The organism is Candidatus Alkanophaga liquidiphilum (genome assembly GCF_053996935.1).
In genome coordinates, this window is record NZ_JBMXYC010000049.1 from 1 (window position 1) to 23,835 (window position 23,835).

A 23,835-nucleotide genomic window follows, 5' to 3' on the forward strand; every position below is an offset into this window, starting at 1 on the left:
CGTTAGGTTTATATATTGTTTGCAATTTTGTTATTAGCGAGGCTGCGGGTATATCCTGCAGTCAGGGGCTGCGGTGAGCCAGCCCCGTCGTGAAGCTCGGCTCCGGAGCGGTGCTCCTCAAGGAGTCTGGGCGGAGAGGCGTGAAGCTCCCGGCTTTAGCCGTGGAGTAGCTCACCTCTTCCGTTCCACGACCACGACGGTGCCGTTCCCCCCAGGACTGCTTACCTCAAGGATGTCCACAGCCTTGCCGCTCAACATGAAGCTCCGTTCAACCTCGACACACTCGTCATCGAGTTCGAGGGGCTCGCCGCCGACGGTGATGACGAATTTCCCGTGTTTTTGCAGTTGTTCGTCCACGATTTTGGGGTCTGCTTGCGCCAGGGCTTTGAGCAGGTCTTTGGTCTTTGCCCTGAATCTCGGACCGATGATGTTGGGCTTCGGAACCACTCGCACAGGCAGAAGCTCAGCCTTTACCGACGCTCGCTTAAGCTCGATTTCAGCAACTGTAACGCTTGCAAGGTCGTCCAGCTCGCTCTTATCAATAACATCACTGTAAAGCTCAAGCCGCCCGAGTGGAGCGTTCAGTGGCATGCCCCTTTCCGCCTTGTATTTCCGAACGGCGGCGGCGACGGCATTCAGCACGTCGCCCTTGCGTTCGGCGTCGTCGTCGTAGAGCAGCGGCGATGGCCACCTCTCAAGATGCACGCTCCGCCGCCCCTTATCTTGAGTAACTCTTGAATACATTTCCTCCGCAAAGAACGGCGTGAACGGCGCAAGCAAGATGGAGACTGTCTTCAGCGTGATGTAGAGCGCCGTCCTTGCGGAGTTTCTGGCGACGTCTCCGAAACGCCCGTAGAGCCGAGCCTTCACAAGTTCAATGTAGCTGTCGGCGAGGACGCCCCAGCAGAACGTTCTGATGCGCCGCATCGCCTCGTCGAACTTGAAGGCATCCATGCACTCGGTGACGTCGGCAACGAGCTTGCTGAGCTTCACGAGCAGCCACCTGTCAACGGTGCGCAGCGTCTTAACGTCGTCCTCGGGCGGCGTGAAGTCTTCAAGGTGCGGCAGCGAGAACCGCAGGATGCTCCAAAGCTTCTGCAGGAAGCGGCGGGCAGCGACCACGTCCTTCCAGCGGAACTGCACGTCGCTACCGACGGCGCCACCGATTGCTGCCCACTGCCTGAAGGCGTCGGCGCCGTATTTCTCAATAACCTCCTCAGGCGCCACGATGTTGTTTCTCGATTTGCTCATCTTGTAGCCGTCCTCGCCGAGAACCATGCCGTTTATGACTATCGTCTCCCAGGGCATCTCGTTGGTGAGGAGAAGGGTCCTTAGAATCGTGTAGAACGCCCACGTTCGTATGATGTCGTGCCCTTGCGGGCGGAGCGCTGTTGGCTTGAACTTGCTGCTGTTGCTATCATCGCCATTGCCTGCCCAAGGGCGCCAGCCGCCGACCCAGAGCGCCGTCACGGAGGAGTCCATCCAAGTGTCGAGCACGTCCGTCTCGCCTTCGAACTCTGTGGAGCCGCAGCGTTCACAAGCGACACGAGGCGGATGCTCTAACGGGTCAATAGGGAGTTCTTCGTAGCTCGCCACGACGACATTACCGCATTTCTTGCAATACCAGATTGGGATGGGCGTTGCGAAGATGCGTTGCCGTGAGATGCACCAATCCCACTCCAGCGACTCCGCCCAGTTTTTCAGACGCAAGAAGAAGTGCTCAGGCACCCACCTCACACGCCTCGCGGCATCTACGACGCGCTCGCTATCTACCTTCAAAAACCACTGCTCCGTGGAAAGGATTTCAATGGGTGTCTTGCAACGCCAGCAGACGCCGACGCTCTGCTGAAGCCGCTCCTGCTTCGTGAGCAAGCCGTGCGCCCGCAAGTCCTCTATGATCTGGCAGCGAGCCTCCTCCACGCTTAGCCCCTTGTATTCACCCGCGAGCTCTGTCATTTTTCCTTGCTCGTCTATGGAGCGGCGTAGCGGAAGCTCATGCTCTTTCCACCAGCGGACGTCCTGCCTGTCGCCGAACGTGCAAATCATCACGACGCCTGTTCCAAAGGAGGGGTCCACGCTCTCGTCTGCGAAAATGCGGACGACTTGCGAGAATATCGGCACCTCCACCTCCTTGCCCACCAAAGCTCTATATCGTTCGTCATTGGGGTGGACAGCAACGGCGACACAACTTGGTAGAAGCTCAGGACGCGTGGTCGCAATCTCTACGTAGTTGCCGTCTAAAAGCTTAAATTTCAAGTAATTCAAAAAAGTCTCCCTATCATCATATTCAACCTCTGCAAATGCAATTGCGGTCTCACAGCGGGGGCACCAGTTCACAGGGTGCTCTGTTTTATAAATAAGCCCTTCTTTGAACAGCTTGACGAATGTGTGCTGCACGAACTTTTTGTAGTAGTCTTCCATAGTGATGTATTCTTGGCTCCAGTCGATGCTCATGCCAAGCCGTCGCATCGTCTCCTTCATCTTTTTGATGTTTTCGAGCGTGAGCTCTCGGCATAGCCGCCGGAACTCCGCACGGGAGACCTGATTTTTTGTGATGCCGTGCCGTTCCTCAACTTTAACCTCAGTCGGCAGCCCGTGGCAATCCCAGCCTTGCGGAAACATGACGTTGTAGCCTCGCATCCTCTTGTAGCGGGCTATGAAATCAATATAACACCAATTCAACGCATTCCCGATGTGAAAATCGCCCGTCGGGTAGGGCGGCGGGGTATCTATGATATAAGGCTCCGCCTCCGACGTGCGGTCGAAATAATAAATAGAGTCATCCCAACGCTCCAACCACTTCTTCTCAATTTCTCCATGCTCGTATTCCTTCTTTAGCATCGTTCCTCCCTTGCGTTTTTAAGTGTTGCTCCTTATAAGAATGTCGCTTAGCGAGCCGCACATTAAGTTACGCACATTAAGTTACAGTCATAAATTATATCATGCAAGCGGTGATGAGCATCGCCGGTTCTGACAGTAGTGGCGGCGCTGGCGTGCAGGCGGACCTTCGGACATTTGCGGCGCTCGGCGTTTATGGCACTGCCGTGATAACGTCGGTGACAGCGCAGGATTCCGAGGGCGTGCGGCGTAGGGAAGACGTGAGTGTGGGGCTCGTGCGTGAGCAGATAGAGGCAGTTGTTGAGGACATAGGCGTGGATTTTGCAAAGACGGGCATGCTTGCGTCTTCGGCAATCGTGGAGTGCGTTGCGGAGGCGTTGCGTCGTTACGACGTGCCGTTCGTTCTTGATCCCGTGCTCGAAGCTGGCGCCGGCGGCACGCTCCTCGATGAAAGCGCCCTACCGACGCTCGTTGAGAAACTCCTGCCGCTCGCTGCTGTAACGACGCCGAACGTTGCGGAGGCGAGTGTTATTTCAGGCATTGAAATAACGGATGAAAAGAGCATGCGGGCGGCGGCGCTCCGCATCTACGAGCTTGGCGTTGAAGCCGTCGTGATAACGGGGGGGCATTTCAACCGCAAAGGCGCCGACTTGCTCTACGACGGCGAGTTTTTAGAGCTACGAGGCGAAATCATACAAACCGCCGAGAGAATACACGGGGCAGGCTGCACGTTCTCAGCGGCGCTCGCTGCGGAACTTGCAAAGGGGCGAAGCCTACGAGAAGCAGTGGCAGCCGCAAAACGGTTTGTCACTACAGCAATCTCGGGGGGCTGGCAGCGTGTCGGTAGACGCGAAATGCTCGTCGTAGACCAGCTTTTCACGCTGCGAAAAGCAGAAAGCAAGCTTGATGCCATTAAGAGCGTTAAGACCGCTGTTAAGATGCTACGGCGCAGCGGGAGCTTCGTCAAACTCATACCCGAGGTCGGCGTTAACGTTGGGATGGCGGCAGTCGGCGCAGAGAGTGCGGCAGATGTCGCTGCTGTCTGCGGCAGGATACGACGGTGCGGCAACGAGATGGCGGCGGGCTGTGTGGAGCTCGGCGCCAGCGAGCACGTCGCAAGAGTCATACTGGCGGCGATGGAATTCAACGCTGAAATCAGGGCGGCGATGAACGTCCGCCTTTCTTCAGGAATTCTGGAGGCATGCCGCCAGCTTGGTTTAAAGCTCGCAAGCTTCTCAAGAGCTGAAGAGCCTACAGGCGTGAAAACTCTCGACTGGGGCGTCAGGGAGGCTGCTCGCCGCTGGCTTGCGTCGCAACCGCAGACCACAACGAACTTCCCAGATGCCGTTTACGATTGGGGCGCTGAGGGCAAAGAGCCGATGCTGAGACTTTTTGGAAAGAACGCCGTCGAGGTTGCAGAAAGGGCTCTAAAGCTTTCCGAGATGCTCAGCCACGACAGAAAAACTTAACGAGAACAGGCTTGTGAGTCTTGCGAAGAAGGCTTCACCGCGCGAGTTGGATTGGAGCGATGCTCCCATAGGCAAACATTCAGGCGTGCGTGAGGAGCGCTGTCGTGATGGGATAGTTTTTTAAATCTCGAGGTAAAAAGCAGAGAGCGTGAGATGCCTTATAAATGGGACATCCAATGGGGGAAGAGTATGGAAGTCAGGGACATTTTGTTCTCGGCAGTTATGATATTTTCGGTATTCGTGCTGACATTCAGACTACTTTCGAAATACCATGACAAGGACGCTGTCGTCATACTTTCGGCGATGATGCTTATAACGATGCTGGCGCTGTTGCTCCTGAGCATAAGTGTGCAGCTGAGGAGGATGGAGGAGACGATAAATGCAAAGGAGCGCTCTTTAAGAACGAATGTAAGAAGCGTCGAGGAAAGCGTCGAGAAGCGACTGGACGCCGTCGTCGAAAGAGTAAACAGAGCTGTGGAAAAGATGGAGAGGGAAAGGAGATTTTATCGTTGATCTGCCACTCTTGCATTTTCGGCAGTTTGGATGATGTGGTAAAATGCGGGGGGCGCCGTTAAAAGCGGATGCGTACCCACCTGCGCAGTCGCAGCTTCGTCCACCGTCATTCTTTTTCTTATCATTGTCCCTATAATGTTTGCGATCTCGCCCACCACGTAGCCACCGCTCAGCTGCCCGCCGATGACCGTCTAGGTCTTCGCATCGAACAGTAGCTTCATCCTTATCCTTTTTATCCCCGGCATCGTCGGCGGATGCTTGTCTGGAATTTCAACGCTGCCCACTACATATTTTATACCTTCTGCCTCTGCAGCCTTCTCGGTAAGACCCGAAACTGCGAGCGCAAGGTCGCCTATCGCCGTCGAAAACGTTCCTATGACGCCTTCGTTCCTCCTACGGAGCTTGAAGAGATTGGCGCCGGCAATCCTCGCCTCATAAGAACCTATAGGTGCAAGCATCAGCATCGAAGGTTTATTAGTGAAGAAAGAGCGTTTGAATGCGCAGTCACCTACCGCAAATATGTCTTCGTCGCTCGTTCTCTGATATTCGTCAACGACGACGCCATAACGCTCGTCCACTTCGAGTCCTGCGTCCGTTGCGAGGCTGACTTCTTTCTTCAAACCAACAGTCACGACAACGACATCCGCCTCCAGAACCTCGCCGCTGTCGAGTTTCACGCCTCTGACCCTACTCATCTCATCTCCCAAGATGCTCTCGACCTTACAGCCCGTGAAGACTTTTATGCCACGTTCTTTTAGCTTACTCTCTGCAAGCTCGCAGAATTCGTCGTCAAAAGCTGTTTGTAAGCAGTGTGGCATGAGCTCCACGATTGAGACCTCTAAGCCACGCTTGCGCAGCTCGTCGCCGAGCTCCACTCCCACGAAGCCCCCGCCTATTATCACAGCCTTCTTCTTCCCGCTTAACGCTTCCAGAAATCTCTTTATATACTCGTAGTTCTTCTCCACGAAGAAGACGTTCTTGAGGTCTGATCCCTCTATGGGTGGTTTTATGGGGGAGGAGCCAGTTGCGAGCACGAGCTTGTCATAGCTTATCTCCCTGCCACCTGCTGTCTTCACAACTTTACGTTCTCGGTCTATTTTTGTCGCTGCGTCTATGACGAGGGACAAGCCCCGCTTCTTATAACGCTCGTTGGAGAAAACGTCGTCATCCACACCTTTCAGCGTCCCGAAGATGTAAGGTATGCCGCAGGGCACCAGTGTCTTCTCCTCCCTCTTTACCAGCGTAACAGAGGCGTCCTTGTAGAAAATTTTAGCTGTAAATGCCGCCGGCGCCCCTGCCGCCGAACCCCCACCGATCACAACCACTCTTTTCATGCTACTACATAGTTTTTACAGAAAAAGAATTAGCTTCCCACGACTCGCTTTTTTCGCTGAGAGCAATGCACGGGTCAGCCATGTATTCATTGCAAAAGCCAATCTTCTTCATAAACTTTGAAGCGAGGGACAACCACTGTGGTGGAGGAATGCCGCTCTCACTTCCGTTATTAATGCACCTCGACATAGATGTGGGTTGCAAAAAGCGTAACGGTGAAGGTTTCGCCGAAGATTAACGTGCCCATTCCTGCCGTCTTAAATTTTTTACAACAGCAGTTAGGCGCTTGCTCGCCTCTACTACGCTTATGTGCTTGAGCGTGGCTTGCACGAGCGGCGAGATCGCTGCTAAAGACGTGAAGAACATTCCGCACGAGGCGCTTTACGAGCAAGTGCGGGAGACTTTTTGCCTTGGGAGTCAGAGCGTCTAGGAAATCAGAGACGTGGTCGTAGAAGCTTTCAACTCATGGACGCCGCCTCACAGGAAGTGTCGAATTTGCGATTGAGCACGACGCCATGATTGCTCTCGAACGCTTTGATATCAAGCCAAAAAGGGGCGTGCTGGGAAGGATTTACGTTAGAATGGTGTCAGCGAGCCGAACTCCGAGCGCTGCCGTTTCTGTGAGGCGGAAGGTTTGCGGCGGGGGGATTTTCAAGTGCTGCTGCGGACGCACCTACGATGCCGACTTTAATGCAGCGTGTAAACCCGCCCTCGGGCGAACGCCCGTAAAGCCATCGGTTTCAACAGGTGGTTGTTTGCTTGCCAAAGTTTTGCATTATCCCGGCAACGCATACGCTTGCTCTTATCTAAATTCTCGTGCTCAATTATGAGTTAAGGATGAATGTCATCATACTTGACGGCTATGTGGACGAGCCAACATGCCTGGGAGTGCCACCATATATTAGTCCTTATGTGCGTTACGCCGCCGGCGCCGCTCTGAAAACCGCCAAAGAGCTTTGTTTAGACTTAAAACTTTTATACTTCACGATCGACCAGCTACGGAGCGGCGTGGGCTTTAAAGAGATTATAAAAGCTGACTTGCTTGTAGTCATTTGCGGGACGGCGGTTCCGGGCAAGTATTTAGGCGGGACGCCAGCGTCCTCCTCAGAGCTTGCGAGGCTATTGAGCGGCGTGGAGCGTCCTGTGAAAGTGCTGGGCGGTCCTGCTGCGAAGTTCGGCTTTGGGACAGAGGGCGGGCGGCGTGCTGCCGCCGTTCCAGAGGGCGTGTTCGACATCGTTGCGACCGGCGACGTCGAGCTCGTCATTTCGCAACTCATTGCAGAGCGCCTGAGCGTGGAGCGTGTGGCGCCCGAAGAACATCGTGAAAGCGTCTCACAAATAAGAAATTTTGCTATTTACGGCGCCGAAGTAGTAAGGCAGCACCCGAACTTTCCGCACATCATCGCAGAGCTTGAGACGTATCGGGGCTGCGCCCGCTCGCTCGTCGGTGGCTGTTCCTTTTGCGTGGAGCCGAACAAGGGGTTACCAGATTTCAGACCCGTAGAGGACGTCGTTGATGAAGTCGCAGCGCTTTACAAAGTGGGCGTGCGGCACTTCCGCTTTGGGAGCCAGCCATGTTTGTTTTCATATATGGCAGAAGGCGTCGGCGAGCTTGAATTCCCTAAGCCCAACTCTGAGGCGTTGGAGCGTCTTTACAGGGGAATAAGAGCCGTGGCGCCAAAGCTCAGAACGCTGCACATGGACAACGCAAATCCCGGAACGCTCGCTGCATATCCCGAAGAGTGTCGAAGAATTGCAAAAATCATCGTGAAATACCACACAGCGGGAGATGTCGTCGCTCTCGGCGTTGAAAGCGCTGACCCCGAGGTCGTTCGTAGAAACAACCTTAAAGCAATGCCTGAGGACTGCATGAAAGCGATTGAGTTGCTGAATGAGGTTGGCGCACGAAGGGGTGAGAATGGGCTTCCTGAGCTTTTACCTGGTGTTAATTTCGTTTTTGGACTGCTTGGCGAGACGAAAAAAACTTATGAGCTTAACTATGAGTTTTTACGTGAGGTTTTGGAGAGGGGGTTGCTGCTACGCCGCATAAACCTGCGTCAGGTGATGATTTTCCCGACGACGCGGATGGCGAAGGTCGGCGATAGGATAATGCGGCGGCACAAGCGCCTGTTCAGGAGCTTCAAGCGGCGGGTGCGTGAGGAGATAGACCGGGAGATGCTAAAGCGGGTCGTGCCTCGTGGCGTCGTCCTGCGGGACGTGCTGACTGAAATGCATGAAGGTAAAACGACCTTCGGGCGGCAACTCGGCACTTACCCCCTCCTCGTGGGCATTCCTGGCGTTTACGAGTTGCGCCGCTTCCTCGATGTGAAAGTTGTAGATTACGGCTTCAGGTCGATCACCGCCGTTCCGTTCCCGCTGGACGTGAATACCGCACCAAAAGAGACTTTAATGGCGCTACCCGGCGTCGGCGAGCGCAGGGCGGCTGCTATCGAGCGGAAAAGACCGTTTAAAAGCGTAGAGGATTTTGTGAGCGCCTTTGATGACAAAGCCGTAGGTGAAAAGCTGCGGGAATACGTGAAGGTGCTTTAATAAGTGGGATGGGGTTACTTACATGCGCTCTTGCCACTGGAGAACAAATAGCAAGTAAGATTCTCATGAAGCAAAAAAGTTACCTAATGCTTTCAGGATTTTTCGAGCCGCGGGGCGTAGTTGTCGTCGGGGCTTCGAGGAATCCGGGGAAGGGCGGCTACACTGTCGTCGAAAATTTCGTCAAAACTGGATTCAAGGACAAAGTCTTCTCGATAAACCCGCACGCCTCCGAAATTCTTGGCGTCCGTGCGTATAAAAGCGTCAAAGACGTCCCTAAGGGCGTAGCCGACCTTGCTTTAATCCTCGTGCCTGCGGAAGCCGTGCCAACGGCGTTACATGAGTGTGGAGAGTGTGGCATTAAGAACGTGATTATCGAGTCGGGCGGCTTTGCCGAAGTCGGCAACCACGAACTCGAAAGGGAAGTCGTAAGCACTGCAAAGCGCTACGGCATACGAGTCATGGGCCCCAATAGCATAGGCGTCGTGAACACGAGCAGCGGGCTTTTCACACCATACGTCTCGCTTCTGCAAATTAGAGGGGGCGGCGTTGCGTTCGTCGGACAAACAGGGCTTTTCGCAAGCGTCTTCTTGGAATATTTCAACGAGCGTCACATCGGCATCAGCAAAATCGTCTGCCTTGGGAACAAGTGCGACGTGGACGAAGCTGACCTCCTCGAATATCTCGGCAACGACCCTGAAACGAAGGTTATCTGTATGTATATAGAGGGGGTGCGGGATGACAGGAGACTTATGACGCTCGCCAAGAGAATCTCAAAGCAGAAGCCTATAATTGTTTTAAAAGCCGGCAGAACGGAGCTCGGGCGGAAGGCGGCGGCGTCGCACACCGGCACGCTGGCAGGCGACGACAAAATCTACGACGCGGCGTTCAAACAATGCGGCATCATCAGAGTCTCGTATTTCGAGGAACTTTTCGACGTTGCGAAGGCGTTTGCGTCGCAGCCGCTACCAAACGGGAAAAACGTTGGAATCATCACCGTAACGGGCGCCGGGGGCGTCACCGCCGCCGATTATTGCATGGAACGCGGGCTGGAGCTACCCTCACTCTCGAAGAGAACTTTAGAGGGGGTAAAAAGAGTGTTTCCGGAATGGGCAAGCCTAGGAAACCCGCTGGACGTGTGGGTTGCCGTGGAGGCAAGTGGCATGGAGCGGACATACGAGGCTACGACGAGGGCTTTAGTCGAGGACGAAAATGTGGACGCGTTAATAGTGGTGCTGGCGGCTGTAAGTTGGACTGCTACCGACGTGAAAATATTTAAGAACTTGGGCGAGGAATGCATGCGTCGCGGCAAGTCCTTCCTATTTGTGTCGCTCCTCGGCGAGTATCAGATTTTTAAGCGGTGCGTGGAGACGCTTGAGCCCGAAATACCCGTTTTTCCGACCGTGGAAAGAGCGGTGCGCGCCTTGGCGGCGCTCGTCGAATACAGGGATTACGTCATGGCGTCACGCTAACCGCGGTTGGGAAAAGCAATGAATCGCAACGAGCACAATTTTTTTAAGCACCGCTGCGAATGGATGATTAATGACGACGGTGTATGATGTTCCGCAAGACAAGCTCGTTCAGTTAGCAGCGGAAAAACTGAAGAGGGGGAAGGGAATAGCGCCGCCGAAGTGGGCAGCGTTCGTCAAAGGCGGCATCTCCAACGAGTTACCACCACAGCAGGAGGACTGGTGGTGGACACGTTGCGCCTCGGTGCTCCGGCAGATTTACATCCACGGTCCGGTAGGTGTTTCTCGCCTCCGCACTTATTACGGCGGAAAACGTCGCAGAGGCGTCAAACCCCCACATTTCAGAAAAGGCTCCGGGAAAATCGTGAGAGAAGTGCTGCAGCAGCTCGAAAGAGCGGGACTCGTGATAAAAACCAAGAAGGGCAGGAAAATCTCGCCGAAGGGGCAGGCTTTCCTTGACAACGTCGCCTACGAGCTTAAGCTGATGCTTGAGACTGAAGGGGCAAAGACCGTCGAGAAGGCTGAGGCGGTGGCAGGTGAGGCGTGATGTCCGACGAAGAACTCGAGCTCCTGCGACGGCAAAGGATGCAGCGTCTCATGCAGGCGCAGATAGAGGCTCAGCGGGAAGAAGAGGCTCGTAAGGAGTTTGAAGAGCGAAAACGCCTCATCCTGCGGCAAATATTAACATCGAGCGCTAGAGAGCGACTTAACACCATAAGAATGACACGCCCAGAGCTCGTCGAGCACATAGAAAATCAGTTAGTGCTCCTAGCGCAGAGTGGCAGGATAAGGGGGATGATAAATGACGAGCAGCTGAAGGAAATATTGCGTCAACTAATGCCGAAAAAGCGAGAAATAACCATTAGGAGAATAAGTAAGTGAAAATGACTGAATTTAACCTCGAAAAGTATGAGCCAATTCCTGTGGTTTATGAGTTGAGGTATTCGATTCTGAAGAGATTGAGAGCGGGAGAGGACGTTCTGAGCCTGATTCCCGACATCGACGGCAGAGAGGAGACGAAAAGGGATGTGATACGAGCTATATTATCGGGAGCGAGTCCTTTTTTGGTTTCTGAAGAAGGAACTGGTAAGACGAGGCTCGCGAAGTCCTTAACGAAGCTCCTTTACAAGGTGCCTGCGATAAAGGGCTGCCCGTATCACGACGACCCGAAGTGGAGCAAGGAGTGGCTCTGCCCTCGCTGCGCAGAGAGCGAAAATCCGGCGGAGGAGTTCGGTATAGAATTTATATCACCGGAGGAGCGGTTTTCGAGAATTCAAGGCAATGAATACACAAATTTCGCAAAAATACTCGGCGTCAAGGACATTCAGGTGATAAGGGAGGGGAAAAGTCCGACAGACCCTAAGGTGTTTACGGGAACTGGCATATTCAGGGGGAACCGTGGCATCGTCTTTGTGGACGAGCTACCAGCAATCCCGACGAACGTCCAAGTCCTCTTCCACCCCATCTTAGAAGAAGGCAAGGTAATACTGGAAGAATTTAACCTTGTGAAGCCCGTGGATATTTTTTTGGTAGCTACAGGCAACCCGGAAGGCTTCGCTCATGTTAATAAGATTCCAAGACCGCTCCTTGACCGCCTTGAGATGATTTACATGGGGTTGCCTGAGGAGGAAGTCGAAAAGGAGATAATGCTAAAGGAGAAGTTTAGGGTGGTTCCTGAATACTACACCCAAACTATCTGGGGGGAAGATGAGAAAGAGGTAATTTCTGCGGACGTGCGTGAGTTGGAGCGTGACGCTGCGCTGCCGTGGTGGATAATTGAAGTCATAAAGAAGACAGTGAGTTACACGAGGAAGTGTCCGAACCTCGAAAAGGGCGTGAGCATCCGTGGCGGCAAGCGGGCAATAGACCACGCATATGCGAGCGTGGAGATGCGGTGTGGAGAGGTTGCAAACCTTCGAGATGCTTGCGACGGGCTTAAGCTCTCGCTACGTGGTAGGATTTTTGTTCGCCCCGACTTAATAGATGTGGAGGGGGAGACGCAAAAATCCTTTGAGAGGATTGACCTGATAGTCGAAGACATAATGAAGTATGCGGTAGGGAGCGTTAGCGCTGAAATCTGGGAGAAAATTCAGGACCTGAGCATGTGGTTGCAGGATGAAATTATCCAAGTTGCTAAAGGTCTCGTTACGAGGAACACTCCTCTCTTAAGCTCCTTGGAGCAGTGCGACGCCCTCGGAGAGGCGGTGCAGCGGCTTAGCTCCCTCGCCGTCGGCAGGGTGGACGAGACTCTCCTCAATGAAAAAGAGCGTATGCTTGTATATAGGGCGAAGACGCTCAGCGGACGGCTTGCCGACGAGTATCTCTTCTCCGCCGTTGAGTTCTTAGCGAACGTCGCCGCCATGCACGGGCTCGTTGAAGAAAACGAGATCTTGGAGGCTTTCTTCGTGCCGAGAAGCTTCAAGCTTTAGCCGCCATGCCGCAGTATAAAATCATAGAGCTCGGCAAAGAAGACGCCGAAGATTTGGAGCGGCTTTTCAAAGAGGTCTGGCCACGAGCTTACGAGTATCCTGAGGGCTGGCGACGGAAACGCACGATGAGCGCCGAGCAGATAAAAAAGGAAATGGACGAAGGTTACCACTATTTCGGCGTCAGGGTCGGCGGGCGGCTCGTAGGCGCCTACAAAGCTAAAATCACGGAGCGTGGCTGCTTCGGCGAGCAGCAATCCGTCCTCCCTGAGTTTTGCGGCAAGGGTGTTGCGTCTGCCATGTATGAGCAGTTCATCGAGTTCGCCCGCTGCAACAAGTGCAAGGTGAATTACGTGAACATTCTTGTCGGGCAGAAGTCTGGAGAGCGGCTCGTCCAAAAGTTCGGCTTCCGCCGCGTCGGAGAACCTTACGAGCAGTATCCGGGGATGCTCGTCCAGATGTGGGAGCGGGAGGTCGAAGGCGTCGTCGATGACGAAGCGGCAGCGAGCGCAGAAGCCGGTGCTGCGGTGTCGGGGGCAACGCATGAAAAAACGTGAGATGAAGATGTTTGACAAAATTCCAGAAGTCCCCGCCGCCGAAGAGCTTGTGGAGCGGGCGCTTAGGCGTGCTGTCAAGGCGAAAAGGGCTTTACGAGACAAAAGGGGAAAAGAGCGTGTCCTGGTAACAACAGCCGCAAACATTTTTGCAGATACTTTTAAAAACGTCGTCCGTGGCTTCCCAAACTTTGACGAAGTTCATCCTTTCTATCGTGAGACTTTAGACGTTTTAATAGGCGTTGATGCTGTGCGTTCGGCATTAGCCTCGCTCGACTGGGCAGCTGCAAAGATTAGAGCTTTGTCGCAGGAGTATTCACGCAAGATGAGACGGGCGACGGAGCGGGAAGCTGTGGCGCTGCGGAAAGAAGCTCTCGGCAGGATAATTTCTGTGGTAGAGAGGGTGGAGCGCCGGCTGGAGGTCCTGAAGGAGGCACGGCGGCTGTTGCGTCGCCTGCCAATCGTCAGCGGGGATGAAGTTGCGGCGGTCGTCGCAGGCTACGCAAACGTCGGGAAGTCGAGCTTCGTTGCAAGAATGAGCACGGCAAAGCCCGAAGTAGCAACCTACCCCTTCACAACGAAAAACGTGAGCGTCGGGCACATCTTCAACGGAAACGAACGCTATGTCGTCATTGACACGCCTGGACTCCTTGATAGACCGTTCTCCGAACGCAACAAGATAGAGCTGCAAGCAATCTCCGCACTAAAACACTTGGCGGACGTCATCGTCTTCATCCTTGACCCCTCAGAGACCTGCGGCTACTCCGTAGAGCGGCAACTCAAGCTGCTGCGAGAAATACGGGTGGAGTTCAAAGTGCCAATGCTCGTCATCCTGAACAAAATGGACCTCCTCGAGACGCCACTTGGCGCAAGCATAAAGACAAACGTTGAAAAGATACGTTCGGAGGTGCAAGAATTCTACGAAGTTTCGACCTTCACCGGGAAGAATTTGGACGCCGTAAGGGAGAAACTCTTGGGGATGTTACGGGCTGCGAGGCGGACTGCCTTTGCCGTGGCTTAGGTAGCGAGTCGGAGCTTGCCGCAATCAAAGCTGCTCCATCACGTCATCCAAGTCCATCATGCGCTCGCAGTATGCGCAGCGGAAGCGGAGCCTGCTGCGCACCTCTTCGCCCTCGCCGCCGGCGCCGCTCTCGACGACTTGAAACTTCGAACGCACCGGCTCGTTAGTATTCGAGATGCAGCTTGGATTCGCACACCTTATTACACCTTCTATCTCCGTAGGCAAGAAGACTTTGTGCTTCTCCACAACCTCGTAATCCCTTATTATGTTTATCGTGGCGTTCGGCGCTATCAACGCAATTTTATCCACCTCTTCTGGCTTCAACTCCCTGTTTTCTACCTTCACGATGTCCTTCTTCCCCATTTTTCCGCTGCGCACGTTCATTACGACGCTCACTACCTCTTTCGTCCCTGGTTTTATCTCTAAAATCTTTAGGACGTTCAAGGCTTGCCCCGCGGTTATATGGTCTATCACGGTGCCATCCTTTATCGGTTGAACCTTTAACTCACGCTTCATGCCTTTCACAGCCTAATTCCTTTCCCGCTTAATCAAGCCCCACGAATATTTTTACAAGCTTCGCGAGCTTAAAGGCAACGGCGTGCATCTCCTCGTCGTAAAATTTCGCGGGCACGCTTACATTTCTCGGCGTTTCGGGTTCGTATTTCTTCGAGCCTACGACAAAACTCCACAAGCCAAGATACGAAGGGACGGGAGCAACATAAATTCTCACTATGGGGAAAAACTTAGAAGTTCCAGAGAGAGCCTTGCGGAGCACGTCGGGCTGGTGCACGGGCGAGCCGCTCTGCGTCACGAACACGCCGTCGTCATTGAGCCTTTCGAACGCCGTTCTGTAAAAGTCTTCGGAGAAGAGCTTCTCAGCCTCGCCAATGGGGTCTGTCGAGTCCACGAGAATCACGTCGAAACGCTCCTCGCAGCCCTTAAGGAAATCAAAAGCGTCCATGAAAACAATCTCCACGCTCGCGTCATCCAAGGCGCCGCCGTCTATCCCGAAATTCTCCTTGCAAACGCTCACGACTTCCTCGTCGATCTCCACGAGCTTTACGGAAACACCGTGCTTCAGCGCCTCTCTGATGCAGCCGCCGTCGCCCCCACCGATTATCAAAACGCTCTTCGGGCTTCTGTGCGCTGCGAGCGGGACGTGCGTCAGCATTTCGTGGTAAAGGAACTCATCAAGCTCGCTCGCCTGAATCTTGCCGTCGAGGGCCAGCACCTTCCCGAAAGCCTCGTTCTCGAAAACCTCGATTTTTTGATACTTCGACTCACTCGTGCACAACACCTTTGCAACCTTGAACGTTATCCCTACGCTCTCGCTCATGAACTCAGTGAACGTCAGCATCAGCCACTATTTTGTCCAAACTTGTTAAATTCGTGTTCCACATCGCCACTGCTACTCTACGAATTAAAACCTCTTTAAGAAGTCCTCGATGACTTGCAAGTAGCTTTTGTCCAACCCATACAATTCGTGAACGAGGGCGTCGGTTTCGCCTCAAGTCCTCGCAATCACATCGCTTTTAGGACGAGAAAAGTCTCAAGCTTTTTCCTCTCTTCGCACGTCGCTCCCACAACGCCGCTGCCACGTCCTCGGCTTTCATTCGTAGTTCGCCCCGCTCCATATCAAGAGTTCACACCCGTTAGGGGGCACTTCGAACTTCGTTCGCAGCGGCACACGTCATCATGGTTTGCCTCTTGAACTCTACGACAAAGACGCCGTTCCCATATTCGTCGAAGGCGAGCAGGTCGCTCCGCTTATACCCTGCACGTCTTTTTCAAATCTCACGTTCCCCAACTCGCCCTCGTAGCCGAGCGCCTCAAGAACGCCACTCCTGATGAATGCTCTTTAAATCCCAGAGTTTCAGGAGGTATCTGAAAATACGCGATCGATGCCTTCTTTACGATGCTTTCGGCAGGAGGACTCTCATCAACGCTCTTCACTCCTTTTTTAAAGCTGCTTTGTGGTCGTCGTAATTAATAGAAAAGAGACAATATACACAGATGCACGACGCAATCCTCCAAATACGGACGGAAACCCGCAGGAAGCTTGCGGAAAACGAACGGAGGTCGCTAAGGAACATAATAGAGCGATATAAGGGGCGAAGCGAGTGCATTCCGCTTTACGAAGATGAGCGTAGCCTTGATTTTTACGTGACGAGCGTGAACGATGCACGGCACATCGCCTCGAAAATTCTGAGGGTGCTTGGTGGAAGGAAGAAAGAAAGCACGAGTTTCCTTAGGGTTGAGCGTGGAAAACCTGTTTACAGGTTCACGATTTGCATTACACTGCTTGAAAATCCTTCGAGGGCGAAATATGGATTTTAGTTGTGCTTTTGTTAGCTACTGCTCTTGCGTGGCGTTTGCGTTTAAGTGGAGCAAGCTTTGACAAATGAGAGCGTCAAGACGGACTGTAGCAAGTAACACGCAAAGCTTTAAGCTTTTTGGGCGTCTTATGCCTCTCTGGGATGCTGATGCGTCTCTTTAGAATGCTCTGAGGCATTCCTTTTCTATCTTGAACACCCTCAACCTTTCAAGCCAAAATACTTCTCAAGGACCTTTTTCTGACCACGTCTTAGAATTTCGGAGAGGGTCGAGGAAGCGATGCCGAAGTAATCTGCGAGTTCTTCTAGCTTAATCCTCTTCGGAAAGTCGAAGTATCCCCTCTCTAAAGCCAGCCTCAAAATCTCTTCCTCCCTGTAGGTCACCTCAGACTCTTTTTCCGGCTCGCCCTTGTAGACGATTTCGAAATCGATTTCGCTCTCTTCTAACCCTCTAATGAGGTTTAGAAACGCCTCGTCCTCGCAAACTATGCTCCAAATCACTTTTCTCTCATCTATTTCCGCGTCGGTGATTATGCAGCCCGCTTCGAGTATTGAGAGAGCGACGAAACACGTGTGCTCCCTGACCAATACCTTCGCCTCCTGCGACGACACGGCGACGCCCTCGCAGTATGCAGGCAGGTCGGCGAGAATGTCCTTCACCTTGTTCGCTTTGACCCTCAGCAAGGCTTTCACGTTCTTATCGATCATCATCAGCCCCTCGATCTTCATGACCGAGTTCCTCAATATTTCTTTCACGGCGCCGAAAACACAAGATTCCGGCAGAGATGTCCTTATTTGAACTTTGAGCATGCGCCTTACTTCGTCAAAGCTTGAGATAAGCTTTTTGGAAGCCGCTCCGCTTATCTTCGTCGTTTTGTTATGAGCCTATGTGGAGCCCGAATATTTTAGGGAAAAACAATAACTTTGACCTCTAAGAAGCCATAATCATGACCGATGAGAGGGTCAGCTACCACGAAAGCATAAACGAGCAGTATCGGAGGGTGAAGGCTGACGGCGTGACGAACGTCATCGACCGTTTCAACGCCCAAGGGGCGAGATGCAAGTTCGGCGAGCGAGGTCTCTGCTGCCAGCTTTGCAGCATGGGTCCCTGCCGGATATCTGGAAAAGCCCCTTACGGCGCCTGCGGGATCGACGCCGCGGGAATGGCGGTTCGGAATTTTGTCCATAAGAACTTATTGGGCACGATGGCTTACGCCCACCATGCTGTCGAAGCAGCAAAGACGTTAAAAGCCACAGCCGAGGGAAAGACTCCTTTTGAGATCAAGGACGAAGAGAAGCTGAGATGGCTCGCTTCCCAGCTGGGAATTGATGGTGACGACGTTCAAGAACTCGCAAGGAAAGTTGCGGACTTCATACTTGAGGACATCAGCTCGCACGAGCCGAGCAAGCTTGTTGAGATATTTGCGCCCGAAAAGAGGAAGGAGCTCTGGCAGAAACTCGGAATCTTTCCGAGAGGGGTTTTCTACGAGCTTCTCGTCACAGGCACATCGGCGATGACGAATGTGGACTCCGACCATGTCTCTCTAGCGAAGAAGAGCATGCGGATGGGCATTGCAACATGTATGGCGGCGCAACTCTCCTTAGAGCTGGTCCAAGACATCCTCTTCGGCACGCCGATGCCGCACGAGAGCGAAGCCGACTTGGGCATCCTCGACCCCGAATACGTGAATATCGCCGTTGACGGCCACGAGCCCTTCGTCGCAGCCGCTCTAATTAAGCTCGCCGAGAGCGAAGAGGTTCAAAAGAGGGCGAGAGATGCCGGCGCAAAGGGTCTCCGTATTGTTGGCTTCATTGAAACCGGTCAGGAAATCCTGCAGCGCTCCGATAGCCCAGTCTTTGTGGGCATTGTTGGAAACTGGATCGTTCAAGAGTTTGCCCTTGCGACGGGCGCCGTCGATGTTTTTGCGGCGGACGTGAATTGCGCACTGCCGTCCCTTCCTGAATATCAGAAATACGGCGTCAGAATAGTGCCCGTGAGCGAGCTTGTGAGGCTCAAAGGTATCGACAAATGCTTAAATTACGAGCCTGATGCTGCTGAGGAGGTTGCGAGAGAGGTCATCGCCATCGCCATCGAAAACTTCAAGCAGAGGGGTAAAGCGGGCGTCCACAAAGTCGAAAAGAAGCAAAAGATCGTTGTAGGCTTCTCGCCAGAGGCGATTCTCAAGGCTCTCGGTGGGAAGCTCGACGCCCTGCTCGAAGCGATAAAAAGCGGCGACGTGAAGGGGGTTGTAGCCCTTGTGAGCTGCACGACGCTGAAGAATGGGCCGCATGACGTGAACACTGTAACTGTAGCAAGAGAATTGATAAAAAGGAACATTCTCGTGCTTTCGATGGGTTGCGGGAACGCCGCCCTGCAGCAGGCGGGCTTGACCTCGATGGACACTCTTGAACTCGCAGGCGAGCGCCTGAGGGCGGTCTGCGAAAAGCTCGGAATTCCACCCGTTCTCAGTTTCGGGACATGCACCGACACCGGAAGATGTGCTTACTTGGTGAGGCTCGTCGCCGACGCCCTTGGCGTGGACGTTCCCGACCTGCCGGTGGCGGTCACCGCTCCCGAATACATGGAGCAGAAAGCCACGATCGATGCGGTGTTCGCAGTCGCATACGGGCTTACGACACACGTCTCGCCCGTTCCGCCGATAACCGGTAGCGAGGAAGCCGTTAAGCTTTTCACCGAGGACGTTGAGAAGCTCACCGGCGGAAAAGTAATAGTTGAGGAGGAGCCCGTGAAGGCGGCGGAGCTTCTGGAAAGAGTCATTGAAGAGAAGAGGGCGAAGCTGGGCATCTAAAAGAGGGTGATCATGAAAATAATAGACGTAGAGAAGACGGAAGTCACTCCAAATCCGCATGGCGTCGCCGCCCGCAAGATATATGACGCAGAAAGCGCCCAGATAGTCCACATAACACTGAAGCCGGGGAAGCGGTTGAAGAAGCACGTGACGCCTGTCGACGTTGCCTTTTACGTGCTCGAAGGGAAAGGAATCATTGAGATCGGCGATGAGCGTAAAGAAGTAGGGCAGGATACGCTCATCGAAAGTCCGGCAGGAATTCCGCACTGCTGGTATAACGAGAGCAATGGTGTCCTCCGCGTCCTCGTCGTCAAAGCGCCGAGACCATCGAAGCCGACGAGAATTCTATAATTCCTGGAGCTTATGAGACCCTTGCACCCGTAAAGCGTAAATTCATCGACGACGGAAACCGAAACATGCAAAGTGTGGAGCTTTTAGTAGTGGGTGCCGGACCTGCAGGGCTAACTGCTGGGCTCTACGGCGTGCGTTCGGAGCTTAAGACGCTCGTGCTCGAAGCCGCCGCCCCCGGAGGGCAAATGGCGACCGCCCCGAAGATCGAAAACTATCCCGGCTTCCCCGACGGCATCCCGGGTATGGAGCTCGCAGAACGCATGGAAGCGCAAGCAAGGAACGCAGGCGTCGAGATTCGTAACTTTGAAAGTGTGGAAAGTGTCAGGAAGGAAGGGGGCGTCTTCGTCGTGGAGACCTCCGAAAACAGGTATGAGAGCGTTGCTGTCATAGTCGCTTCCGGGCTTTCGCACAAGAAGCTCGGCGTGCCGGGCGAAGCTGAGCTCCTGGGACGTGGCGTCTCGTATTGCGCAACGTGCGACGCCCCGCTCTTTAAGGGCAAAAGGGTGGCGGTCGTCGGCGATGGGACGGCGGCGGCGAATGCCGCGCTCACGCTCAGCGAGCTTGCTGACGTCAAAATGCTGGTCGGCGGCGACGCCGTGCGAACTGCCGAAAAAATCATAGAGCGTCGCTTGGAAAAAAGCGGAGTGGAAATTCTGAAAAACGTTAAGGTCTTGGAAATTCTCGGCAAGAACCTCGTAAGCGGCGTGCGCGTGCTGAACACAGAAACTGGCGAGGAGTTCCTGCTGGAAATGGATGGCATTTTCATCGAAGTCGGGAAAGTGCCGAACACCGAATTTTTAAAGCTTGACGTGCGGCTCGACGAAAAAGGCTACATAATCGTGGATTCAAAGCAGCAAACCAGCGTCGAGGGCTTGTTCGCCGCCGGCGACGTCACGTCTGGCGGCGTGAAGCAGGTGGTGACGGCGGTGGCGCAAGGGGCAATCGCCGCTCTCAATGCTTATGAATACGTGCGGAGTTGGGGCTAACATCTACAAAAAATGGAACTTGAGTTCTTATACAGCGGCGATTTTGGCAACGTCGTCATCGGCAACCTCGTGAATTATTCGACGTTCTGCCGAGCATGTGGGGAAGCGTGCGTAGAATGCCGAGTGGGCTGGAGCCATGCAGATAGCATCACGGCTGCCGTGAGCCTGCCGCCGCCCGAGAGCCTGCCCCATTTCTTAGACACTCCCGAGAGCTTCTTGCTCGACTTAATCCCGGCAGACGTGCTCATAGCGATAAACATCCATCCTGACGTGCTCTTAAGTTTACCCAAACGTCTTGAGGAGCTTGGCGTTTGCGCTTTGATAGTTCCTGCTGAGAGCCCAAGGGAGCTGCCCGTGGGCGTCAGGCAGCAGCTAAAGGACGCTTGCGAGATGCATGGTGTCGAATACGCCTTTCCGAAGCCGTTCTGCGCCTTAGACCCCAGGGACCCTGTAGTCAGCTGCTTTAAAACCGTGAGGCGCTTCGTCGAAGAGTTTGGCGTCGGCAAGCCGGAACTGCGGATCTCGTTAAAAAGCGGAGCTATAAGCAGCGCTGAGGTCCTGCGGAGCGCCCCCTGCGGCTCTACATGGTTTGTCGCTCGGAAAATAATAGGATTTAGGGCGCCGACCGACGCCGACGACGCTGCATTGCGCGAGCTGTTTGACGCGATTTCAAAAGCGCATCATTCTTACCCTTGCACGGCGAGCATGGAGCTCGACAAGGAGCTCGGAGATACTGTCCTTCACAAAGCTGGATATCTGATTAGAGAAGCTATCCTTAAGGCCTTAAACGTAGAAATGCCCCTTTGACATCCGAGAGGTAAACCTAAAAATTTTTATATTTTAGTTATCCCAACAAAACAAGGGGGAGGGAGTATGTACACGTCTTTCCTGCAATATGACCCCAGAGTTGTTCGCTCCTTGAAACGGAGCAGGGTCAGGGTTGCTATTTTATTATATCTCAACAAAATATACCCGAACATGTCTTATCCGGCGGAAATCGCTCGGAATATAGGAATCGACGCGACGAACGTGCTCGGCGGGCTCAGGGGCATGGGCAGTAGATATAACGGCTCCAGCTCCCTCGTGGAGCTCGGGCTTGTTGATAAGGTAGATATAAACGGCGTCAGTTATTACAAGCTCTCGAAAATAGGCAAGCAGGTCGTAGACGTCTTAGAGTCCTCTCTATTTTAAGGGATGCGCTATGAATAAGTTAATAACCGATATTGGCAACAGTATTGAAGCTGCTACGAGATTCGTTAAAGGCTATATAATATCTATAGGCTCTGTCACCAATATTTTCAGTGCTATAGAAAACAACATACAAACGGTTGACGACATCGCTGAGGAATATGGCTATAGGAACAAGAGGCTCCTAAAGTTGTATTTGGATATTTTGTGCTCGTATTCCATATTGAAAAAGGAAAATTCGAAATACTTCTTGGTCGATGGTGTGAATATAAGATTGGAGAAGCGAGATTTCATGCTCGATAAGATGAAAGAGGATCTCATAAGCTTTTTTATGTCTTTGATAAACGTTTTTCCCCATCTGCTCATCGACCCGAATAACCCACTTGCCACCACCGACTTCGAAAGAGATGCTAATATCTGGAGCATTTGGTTGGAAAATGATTGGTTCAAGTCAGTAAGGTGGGCTATAACAGAAATAGGAAGAATAGGCAAGAGAGATTACATCTTGGACATGGGCAGCGGCTCCGTTTCCCCGCTATACTTTGCAGAAATCGTTGGTGAGAATGGGAGGGTTACAGGGCTGGACAAGTCCAAAAAAATGGTGGAAATCGCAAGGACGAAGATAGAAAACCGGGGGTATTCATGGGTCGAGATGGAGCACTGCGATATCGAAAACGATGTGGGGTTGGACGAAGAATACGACATCGTTATTCTTTCGATGGTATTAGAATACGTGCATAATATGGAAAAAGTTATCGAAAATGCATACAACGCCCTGAAGGACGGCGGTAGGCTGATAATATTTAAAATGCCAGACAATCCCATCATAAATTTTACAGAAGCACTAATACCGCAATTTGTTAAGCTGCGGACCACGAGAGAGATAAAAGAAGTTTTGACAAAAGTCATAGTCAAAGAGTATGGAGACCTACTTATAGTTGCTCATAAGTATTAATAATTTATGTATATACAACATGCATATACGCCTACATATTCACTTATACATCTCGTTTTATCAGATACAGCCCTCTAAGAGCGTTTGTGATAGGGCTGGGGCTGTTGAATACACCACAGCATTACACTGTTATTATTTTTGCAGCTATTGGTGCAGGACTTAAATTCATAGACGATATTTTCGATGAAAACGTTTTTGACAAGAGGTTTGCGGGCGTCGTTGCTCCTGCGCTGGTAATAATGGCGTTAATCATGTCCGCAAACGATACGGCAGCTGCGACCCTCCTACTTTCAATACTTCTAGCGGTTATTTTTGCGGGCAAGGTCGATAATTTGGTATTCAAGGTTAATGCTTTTGTTTTTTTGGTGTTGTTCTGCGTCACTGCCTCTTTTAACCTACTATGGTTTCATTTAGCTATTTTAACCGCCGCAGGCATCATTGATGAAAGAGGCAATGATTATATTGATTCCCAACATGATACGTCCAAATTTTTGAGGGCATTCTTTGCTCATAGGTGCATGATGAAGGTCAGCATGCTGCTTTTATGCGTTTTTTCACCGCTTTCGTGGCTTTATTTCTTTGCACTTTTAGCTTTTGACGCGGCTTATGATTCTGTGAAATGGCTTTCTGACTATAAAAAGGAGAGAAAAAACGTTACAGCTACGGAGTCTTGAATTTATGGACCGGTCGGGATTTGAACCCGAGGCCTCTCGCACGCCAAGCGAGCGATCTTCCGCTGATCTACCGGCCCGTGTGGGCGTTATCAATCACACTTCGCCGCTTATCGTTTAAAAATTTAACGACTGCAAAAAGTATTTGTCTGACATCCGACCCAAATACGACGAAAGCAAATTCTCTTTTCCTTTCTTAAACAAGTTTTTATAGGGTCTGAGCGTCTTTTATACTGGGGTTGTGAATGCCAGAGGAGATGAGTCATAGGGAGAGGTTGTTTGCGGCGTTCGAGCGGAGTTCTTATGACCGGGCGCCGTGTCCGGGGATTACGCAGACCGGGACGGTCGAGCTGATGGAGGCGAGCGGCGCCT

General features: G+C 52.7%; 24 protein-coding genes and 1 tRNA gene. 18 read left to right on the forward strand and 7 right to left on the reverse strand.

Annotation, left to right across the window (positions count from 1 at the left end; translation table 11 throughout):
- Window positions 1-171: 171 nt before the first annotated feature.
- Window positions 172-2,841, reverse strand: coding sequence for a valine--tRNA ligase (locus ACXJJA_RS06425; protein ID WP_456487391.1), 2,670 nt, complete (start codon window positions 2,839-2,841; stop codon window positions 172-174).
- A gap of 101 nt (window positions 2,842-2,942) precedes the next feature.
- Between ACXJJA_RS06425 and thiD the strand changes: the two genes are divergently transcribed.
- Both thiD and ACXJJA_RS06435 read left to right on the forward strand, forming a co-directional pair.
- Window positions 2,943-4,307, forward strand: a complete 1,365-nt coding sequence (gene thiD, locus ACXJJA_RS06430; RefSeq protein ID WP_456487392.1) for a bifunctional hydroxymethylpyrimidine kinase/phosphomethylpyrimidine kinase — start codon at window positions 2,943-2,945, stop codon at window positions 4,305-4,307.
- Window positions 4,308-4,496: 189 nt separating this feature from the next.
- Window positions 4,497-4,820, forward strand: a complete 324-nt coding sequence (locus ACXJJA_RS06435) for a hypothetical protein (RefSeq protein WP_456487393.1) — start codon at window positions 4,497-4,499, stop codon at window positions 4,818-4,820.
- Here ACXJJA_RS06435 and ACXJJA_RS06440 read toward each other — a convergent pair.
- Both ACXJJA_RS06440 and ACXJJA_RS06445 read right to left on the reverse strand, forming a co-directional pair.
- Window positions 4,811-4,978, reverse strand: coding sequence for a hypothetical protein (locus tag ACXJJA_RS06440; RefSeq protein ID WP_456487394.1), 168 nt, complete (start codon window positions 4,976-4,978; stop codon window positions 4,811-4,813). The genes ACXJJA_RS06435 and ACXJJA_RS06440 overlap by 10 nt on opposite strands.
- Window positions 4,979-5,011: 33 nt before the next feature.
- Window positions 5,012-6,154, reverse strand: coding sequence for an FAD-dependent oxidoreductase (locus ACXJJA_RS06445; protein WP_456487395.1), 1,143 nt, complete (start codon window positions 6,152-6,154; stop codon window positions 5,012-5,014).
- A gap of 305 nt (window positions 6,155-6,459) precedes the next feature.
- Here ACXJJA_RS06445 and ACXJJA_RS06450 point away from each other — a divergent pair, with 305 nt between their 5' ends.
- The 8 genes from ACXJJA_RS06450 (at window position 6,460) to ACXJJA_RS06485 (ending at window position 14,169) form a co-directional block, all read left to right on the forward strand.
- On the forward strand, window positions 6,460-6,582 hold the full coding sequence (locus ACXJJA_RS06450) for a hypothetical protein (protein WP_456487396.1): 123 nt from the start codon (window positions 6,460-6,462) through the stop codon (window positions 6,580-6,582).
- Between the two features lie 407 nt (window positions 6,583-6,989).
- Complete coding sequence (locus ACXJJA_RS06455; RefSeq protein ID WP_456487397.1) at window positions 6,990-8,702, forward strand: radical SAM protein; 1,713 nt, start codon at window positions 6,990-6,992, stop codon at window positions 8,700-8,702.
- An 8-nt stretch (window positions 8,703-8,710) separates the two neighbouring features.
- On the forward strand, window positions 8,711-10,171 hold the full coding sequence (locus tag ACXJJA_RS06460; RefSeq protein WP_456487398.1) for an acetate--CoA ligase family protein: 1,461 nt from the start codon (window positions 8,711-8,713) through the stop codon (window positions 10,169-10,171).
- Between the two features lie 70 nt (window positions 10,172-10,241).
- On the forward strand, window positions 10,242-10,715 hold the full coding sequence (locus ACXJJA_RS06465; RefSeq protein ID WP_456487399.1) for a 30S ribosomal protein S19e: 474 nt from the start codon (window positions 10,242-10,244) through the stop codon (window positions 10,713-10,715).
- Window positions 10,715-11,050: a DNA-binding protein gene (locus ACXJJA_RS06470; protein WP_456487400.1), complete on the forward strand. Its 336-nt coding sequence runs from the start codon at window positions 10,715-10,717 to the stop codon at window positions 11,048-11,050. The genes ACXJJA_RS06465 and ACXJJA_RS06470 overlap by 1 nt, the downstream gene beginning before the upstream one ends.
- Window positions 11,051-11,052: 2 nt before the next feature.
- On the forward strand, window positions 11,053-12,597 hold the full coding sequence (locus ACXJJA_RS06475) for a magnesium chelatase ATPase subunit I (RefSeq protein ID WP_456487401.1): 1,545 nt from the start codon (window positions 11,053-11,055) through the stop codon (window positions 12,595-12,597).
- 5 nt (window positions 12,598-12,602) lie between these two features.
- On the forward strand, window positions 12,603-13,151 hold the full coding sequence (locus ACXJJA_RS06480) for a GNAT family N-acetyltransferase (RefSeq protein WP_456487402.1): 549 nt from the start codon (window positions 12,603-12,605) through the stop codon (window positions 13,149-13,151).
- Complete coding sequence (locus tag ACXJJA_RS06485) at window positions 13,084-14,169, forward strand: NOG1 family protein (protein ID WP_456487403.1); 1,086 nt, start codon at window positions 13,084-13,086, stop codon at window positions 14,167-14,169. Before ACXJJA_RS06480 ends, ACXJJA_RS06485 begins: the two co-directional genes overlap by 68 nt.
- Window positions 14,170-14,193: 24 nt before the next feature.
- Here ACXJJA_RS06485 and pyrI read toward each other — a convergent pair whose 3' ends face one another.
- Both pyrI and speE read right to left on the reverse strand, forming a co-directional pair.
- Window positions 14,194-14,685, reverse strand: coding sequence for an aspartate carbamoyltransferase regulatory subunit (gene pyrI, locus ACXJJA_RS06490; protein ID WP_456487404.1), 492 nt, complete (start codon window positions 14,683-14,685; stop codon window positions 14,194-14,196).
- A gap of 28 nt (window positions 14,686-14,713) precedes the next feature.
- Window positions 14,714-15,526, reverse strand: a complete 813-nt coding sequence (gene speE, locus ACXJJA_RS06495) for a polyamine aminopropyltransferase (RefSeq protein WP_456487405.1) — start codon at window positions 15,524-15,526, stop codon at window positions 14,714-14,716.
- 656 nt (window positions 15,527-16,182) lie between these two features.
- On the opposite strand from speE, the gene ACXJJA_RS06500 reads away from it, so the two are divergent.
- The gene (locus ACXJJA_RS06500; protein WP_498038915.1) at window positions 16,183-16,506 is read left to right on the forward strand and encodes an NMD3-related protein; all 324 of its coding nucleotides are present in this window, start codon (window positions 16,183-16,185) and stop codon (window positions 16,504-16,506) included.
- Between the two features lie 197 nt (window positions 16,507-16,703).
- Here ACXJJA_RS06500 and ACXJJA_RS06505 read toward each other — a convergent pair whose 3' ends face one another.
- Complete coding sequence (locus tag ACXJJA_RS06505) at window positions 16,704-17,312, reverse strand: helix-turn-helix domain-containing protein (protein WP_456487406.1); 609 nt, start codon at window positions 17,310-17,312, stop codon at window positions 16,704-16,706.
- Between the two features lie 137 nt (window positions 17,313-17,449).
- On the opposite strand from ACXJJA_RS06505, the gene cooS reads away from it, so the two are divergent.
- The 7 genes from cooS to ACXJJA_RS06540 all read left to right on the forward strand — a co-directional run bounded on the left by cooS (window position 17,450) and on the right by ACXJJA_RS06540 (window position 23,466).
- A complete protein-coding gene (cooS, locus tag ACXJJA_RS06510; RefSeq protein ID WP_456487407.1) occupies window positions 17,450-19,312 on the forward strand; it encodes an anaerobic carbon-monoxide dehydrogenase catalytic subunit in 1,863 nt (620 codons plus the stop codon).
- Window positions 19,313-19,324: 12 nt separating this feature from the next.
- Window positions 19,325-19,663 carry a cupin domain-containing protein gene (locus ACXJJA_RS06515; protein WP_456487408.1) on the forward strand — a complete coding sequence of 113 codons (339 nt, stop codon included), beginning with the start codon at window positions 19,325-19,327 and terminating at the stop codon, window positions 19,661-19,663.
- 65 nt (window positions 19,664-19,728) lie between these two features.
- Window positions 19,729-20,649: an NAD(P)/FAD-dependent oxidoreductase gene (locus ACXJJA_RS06520; protein WP_456487409.1), complete on the forward strand. Its 921-nt coding sequence runs from the start codon at window positions 19,729-19,731 to the stop codon at window positions 20,647-20,649.
- Window positions 20,650-20,661: 12 nt separating this feature from the next.
- Complete coding sequence (locus ACXJJA_RS06525) at window positions 20,662-21,456, forward strand: DUF166 domain-containing protein (protein ID WP_456487410.1); 795 nt, start codon at window positions 20,662-20,664, stop codon at window positions 21,454-21,456.
- A gap of 66 nt (window positions 21,457-21,522) precedes the next feature.
- Entirely contained in the window at window positions 21,523-21,840 is a 318-nt protein-coding gene (locus ACXJJA_RS06530) for an archaellum operon transcriptional activator EarA family protein (protein WP_456487411.1), read from the forward strand.
- A gap of 10 nt (window positions 21,841-21,850) precedes the next feature.
- Complete coding sequence (locus ACXJJA_RS06535; RefSeq protein ID WP_456487412.1) at window positions 21,851-22,792, forward strand: class I SAM-dependent methyltransferase; 942 nt, start codon at window positions 21,851-21,853, stop codon at window positions 22,790-22,792.
- Between the two features lie 86 nt (window positions 22,793-22,878).
- Window positions 22,879-23,466 carry a hypothetical protein gene (locus tag ACXJJA_RS06540; protein WP_456487413.1) on the forward strand — a complete coding sequence of 196 codons (588 nt, stop codon included), beginning with the start codon at window positions 22,879-22,881 and terminating at the stop codon, window positions 23,464-23,466.
- A gap of 5 nt (window positions 23,467-23,471) precedes the next feature.
- Here ACXJJA_RS06540 and ACXJJA_RS06545 read toward each other — a convergent pair.
- Window positions 23,472-23,543 (reverse strand) — tRNA-Ala (locus ACXJJA_RS06545).
- Window positions 23,544-23,835: the final 292 nt, after the last annotated feature.

Bases quoted from the DNA above. Each gene is read 5' to 3' on its own strand.
- ACXJJA_RS06425 (WP_456487391.1), bottom strand. From the start codon at position 2,841: ATGCTAAAGAAGGAATACGAGCATGGAGAAATTGAGAAGAAGTGGTTG.
- thiD (WP_456487392.1), top strand. From the start codon at position 2,943: ATGCAAGCGGTGATGAGCATCGCCGGTTCTGACAGTAGTGGCGGCGCT.
- ACXJJA_RS06435 (WP_456487393.1), top strand. From the start codon at position 4,497: ATGGAAGTCAGGGACATTTTGTTCTCGGCAGTTATGATATTTTCGGTA.
- ACXJJA_RS06445 (WP_456487395.1), bottom strand. From the start codon at position 6,154: ATGAAAAGAGTGGTTGTGATCGGTGGGGGTTCGGCGGCAGGGGCGCCG.
- ACXJJA_RS06450 (WP_456487396.1), top strand. From the start codon at position 6,460: ATGTGCTTGAGCGTGGCTTGCACGAGCGGCGAGATCGCTGCTAAAGAC.
- ACXJJA_RS06455 (WP_456487397.1), top strand. From the start codon at position 6,990: ATGAATGTCATCATACTTGACGGCTATGTGGACGAGCCAACATGCCTG.
- ACXJJA_RS06460 (WP_456487398.1), top strand. From the start codon at position 8,711: ATGGGGTTACTTACATGCGCTCTTGCCACTGGAGAACAAATAGCAAGT.
- ACXJJA_RS06465 (WP_456487399.1), top strand. From the start codon at position 10,242: ATGACGACGGTGTATGATGTTCCGCAAGACAAGCTCGTTCAGTTAGCA.
- ACXJJA_RS06470 (WP_456487400.1), top strand. From the start codon at position 10,715: ATGTCCGACGAAGAACTCGAGCTCCTGCGACGGCAAAGGATGCAGCGT.
- ACXJJA_RS06475 (WP_456487401.1), top strand. From the start codon at position 11,053: ATGACTGAATTTAACCTCGAAAAGTATGAGCCAATTCCTGTGGTTTAT.
- ACXJJA_RS06480 (WP_456487402.1), top strand. From the start codon at position 12,603: ATGCCGCAGTATAAAATCATAGAGCTCGGCAAAGAAGACGCCGAAGAT.
- ACXJJA_RS06485 (WP_456487403.1), top strand. From the start codon at position 13,084: ATGACGAAGCGGCAGCGAGCGCAGAAGCCGGTGCTGCGGTGTCGGGGG.
- pyrI (WP_456487404.1), bottom strand. From the start codon at position 14,685: ATGAAGCGTGAGTTAAAGGTTCAACCGATAAAGGATGGCACCGTGATA.
- speE (WP_456487405.1), bottom strand. From the start codon at position 15,526: ATGCTGACGTTCACTGAGTTCATGAGCGAGAGCGTAGGGATAACGTTC.
- ACXJJA_RS06500 (WP_498038915.1), top strand. From the start codon at position 16,183: ATGCACGACGCAATCCTCCAAATACGGACGGAAACCCGCAGGAAGCTT.
- ACXJJA_RS06505 (WP_456487406.1), bottom strand. From the start codon at position 17,312: ATGCTCAAAGTTCAAATAAGGACATCTCTGCCGGAATCTTGTGTTTTC.
- cooS (WP_456487407.1), top strand. From the start codon at position 17,450: ATGACCGATGAGAGGGTCAGCTACCACGAAAGCATAAACGAGCAGTAT.
- ACXJJA_RS06515 (WP_456487408.1), top strand. From the start codon at position 19,325: ATGAAAATAATAGACGTAGAGAAGACGGAAGTCACTCCAAATCCGCAT.
- ACXJJA_RS06520 (WP_456487409.1), top strand. From the start codon at position 19,729: ATGCAAAGTGTGGAGCTTTTAGTAGTGGGTGCCGGACCTGCAGGGCTA.
- ACXJJA_RS06525 (WP_456487410.1), top strand. From the start codon at position 20,662: ATGGAACTTGAGTTCTTATACAGCGGCGATTTTGGCAACGTCGTCATC.
- ACXJJA_RS06530 (WP_456487411.1), top strand. From the start codon at position 21,523: ATGTACACGTCTTTCCTGCAATATGACCCCAGAGTTGTTCGCTCCTTG.
- ACXJJA_RS06535 (WP_456487412.1), top strand. From the start codon at position 21,851: ATGAATAAGTTAATAACCGATATTGGCAACAGTATTGAAGCTGCTACG.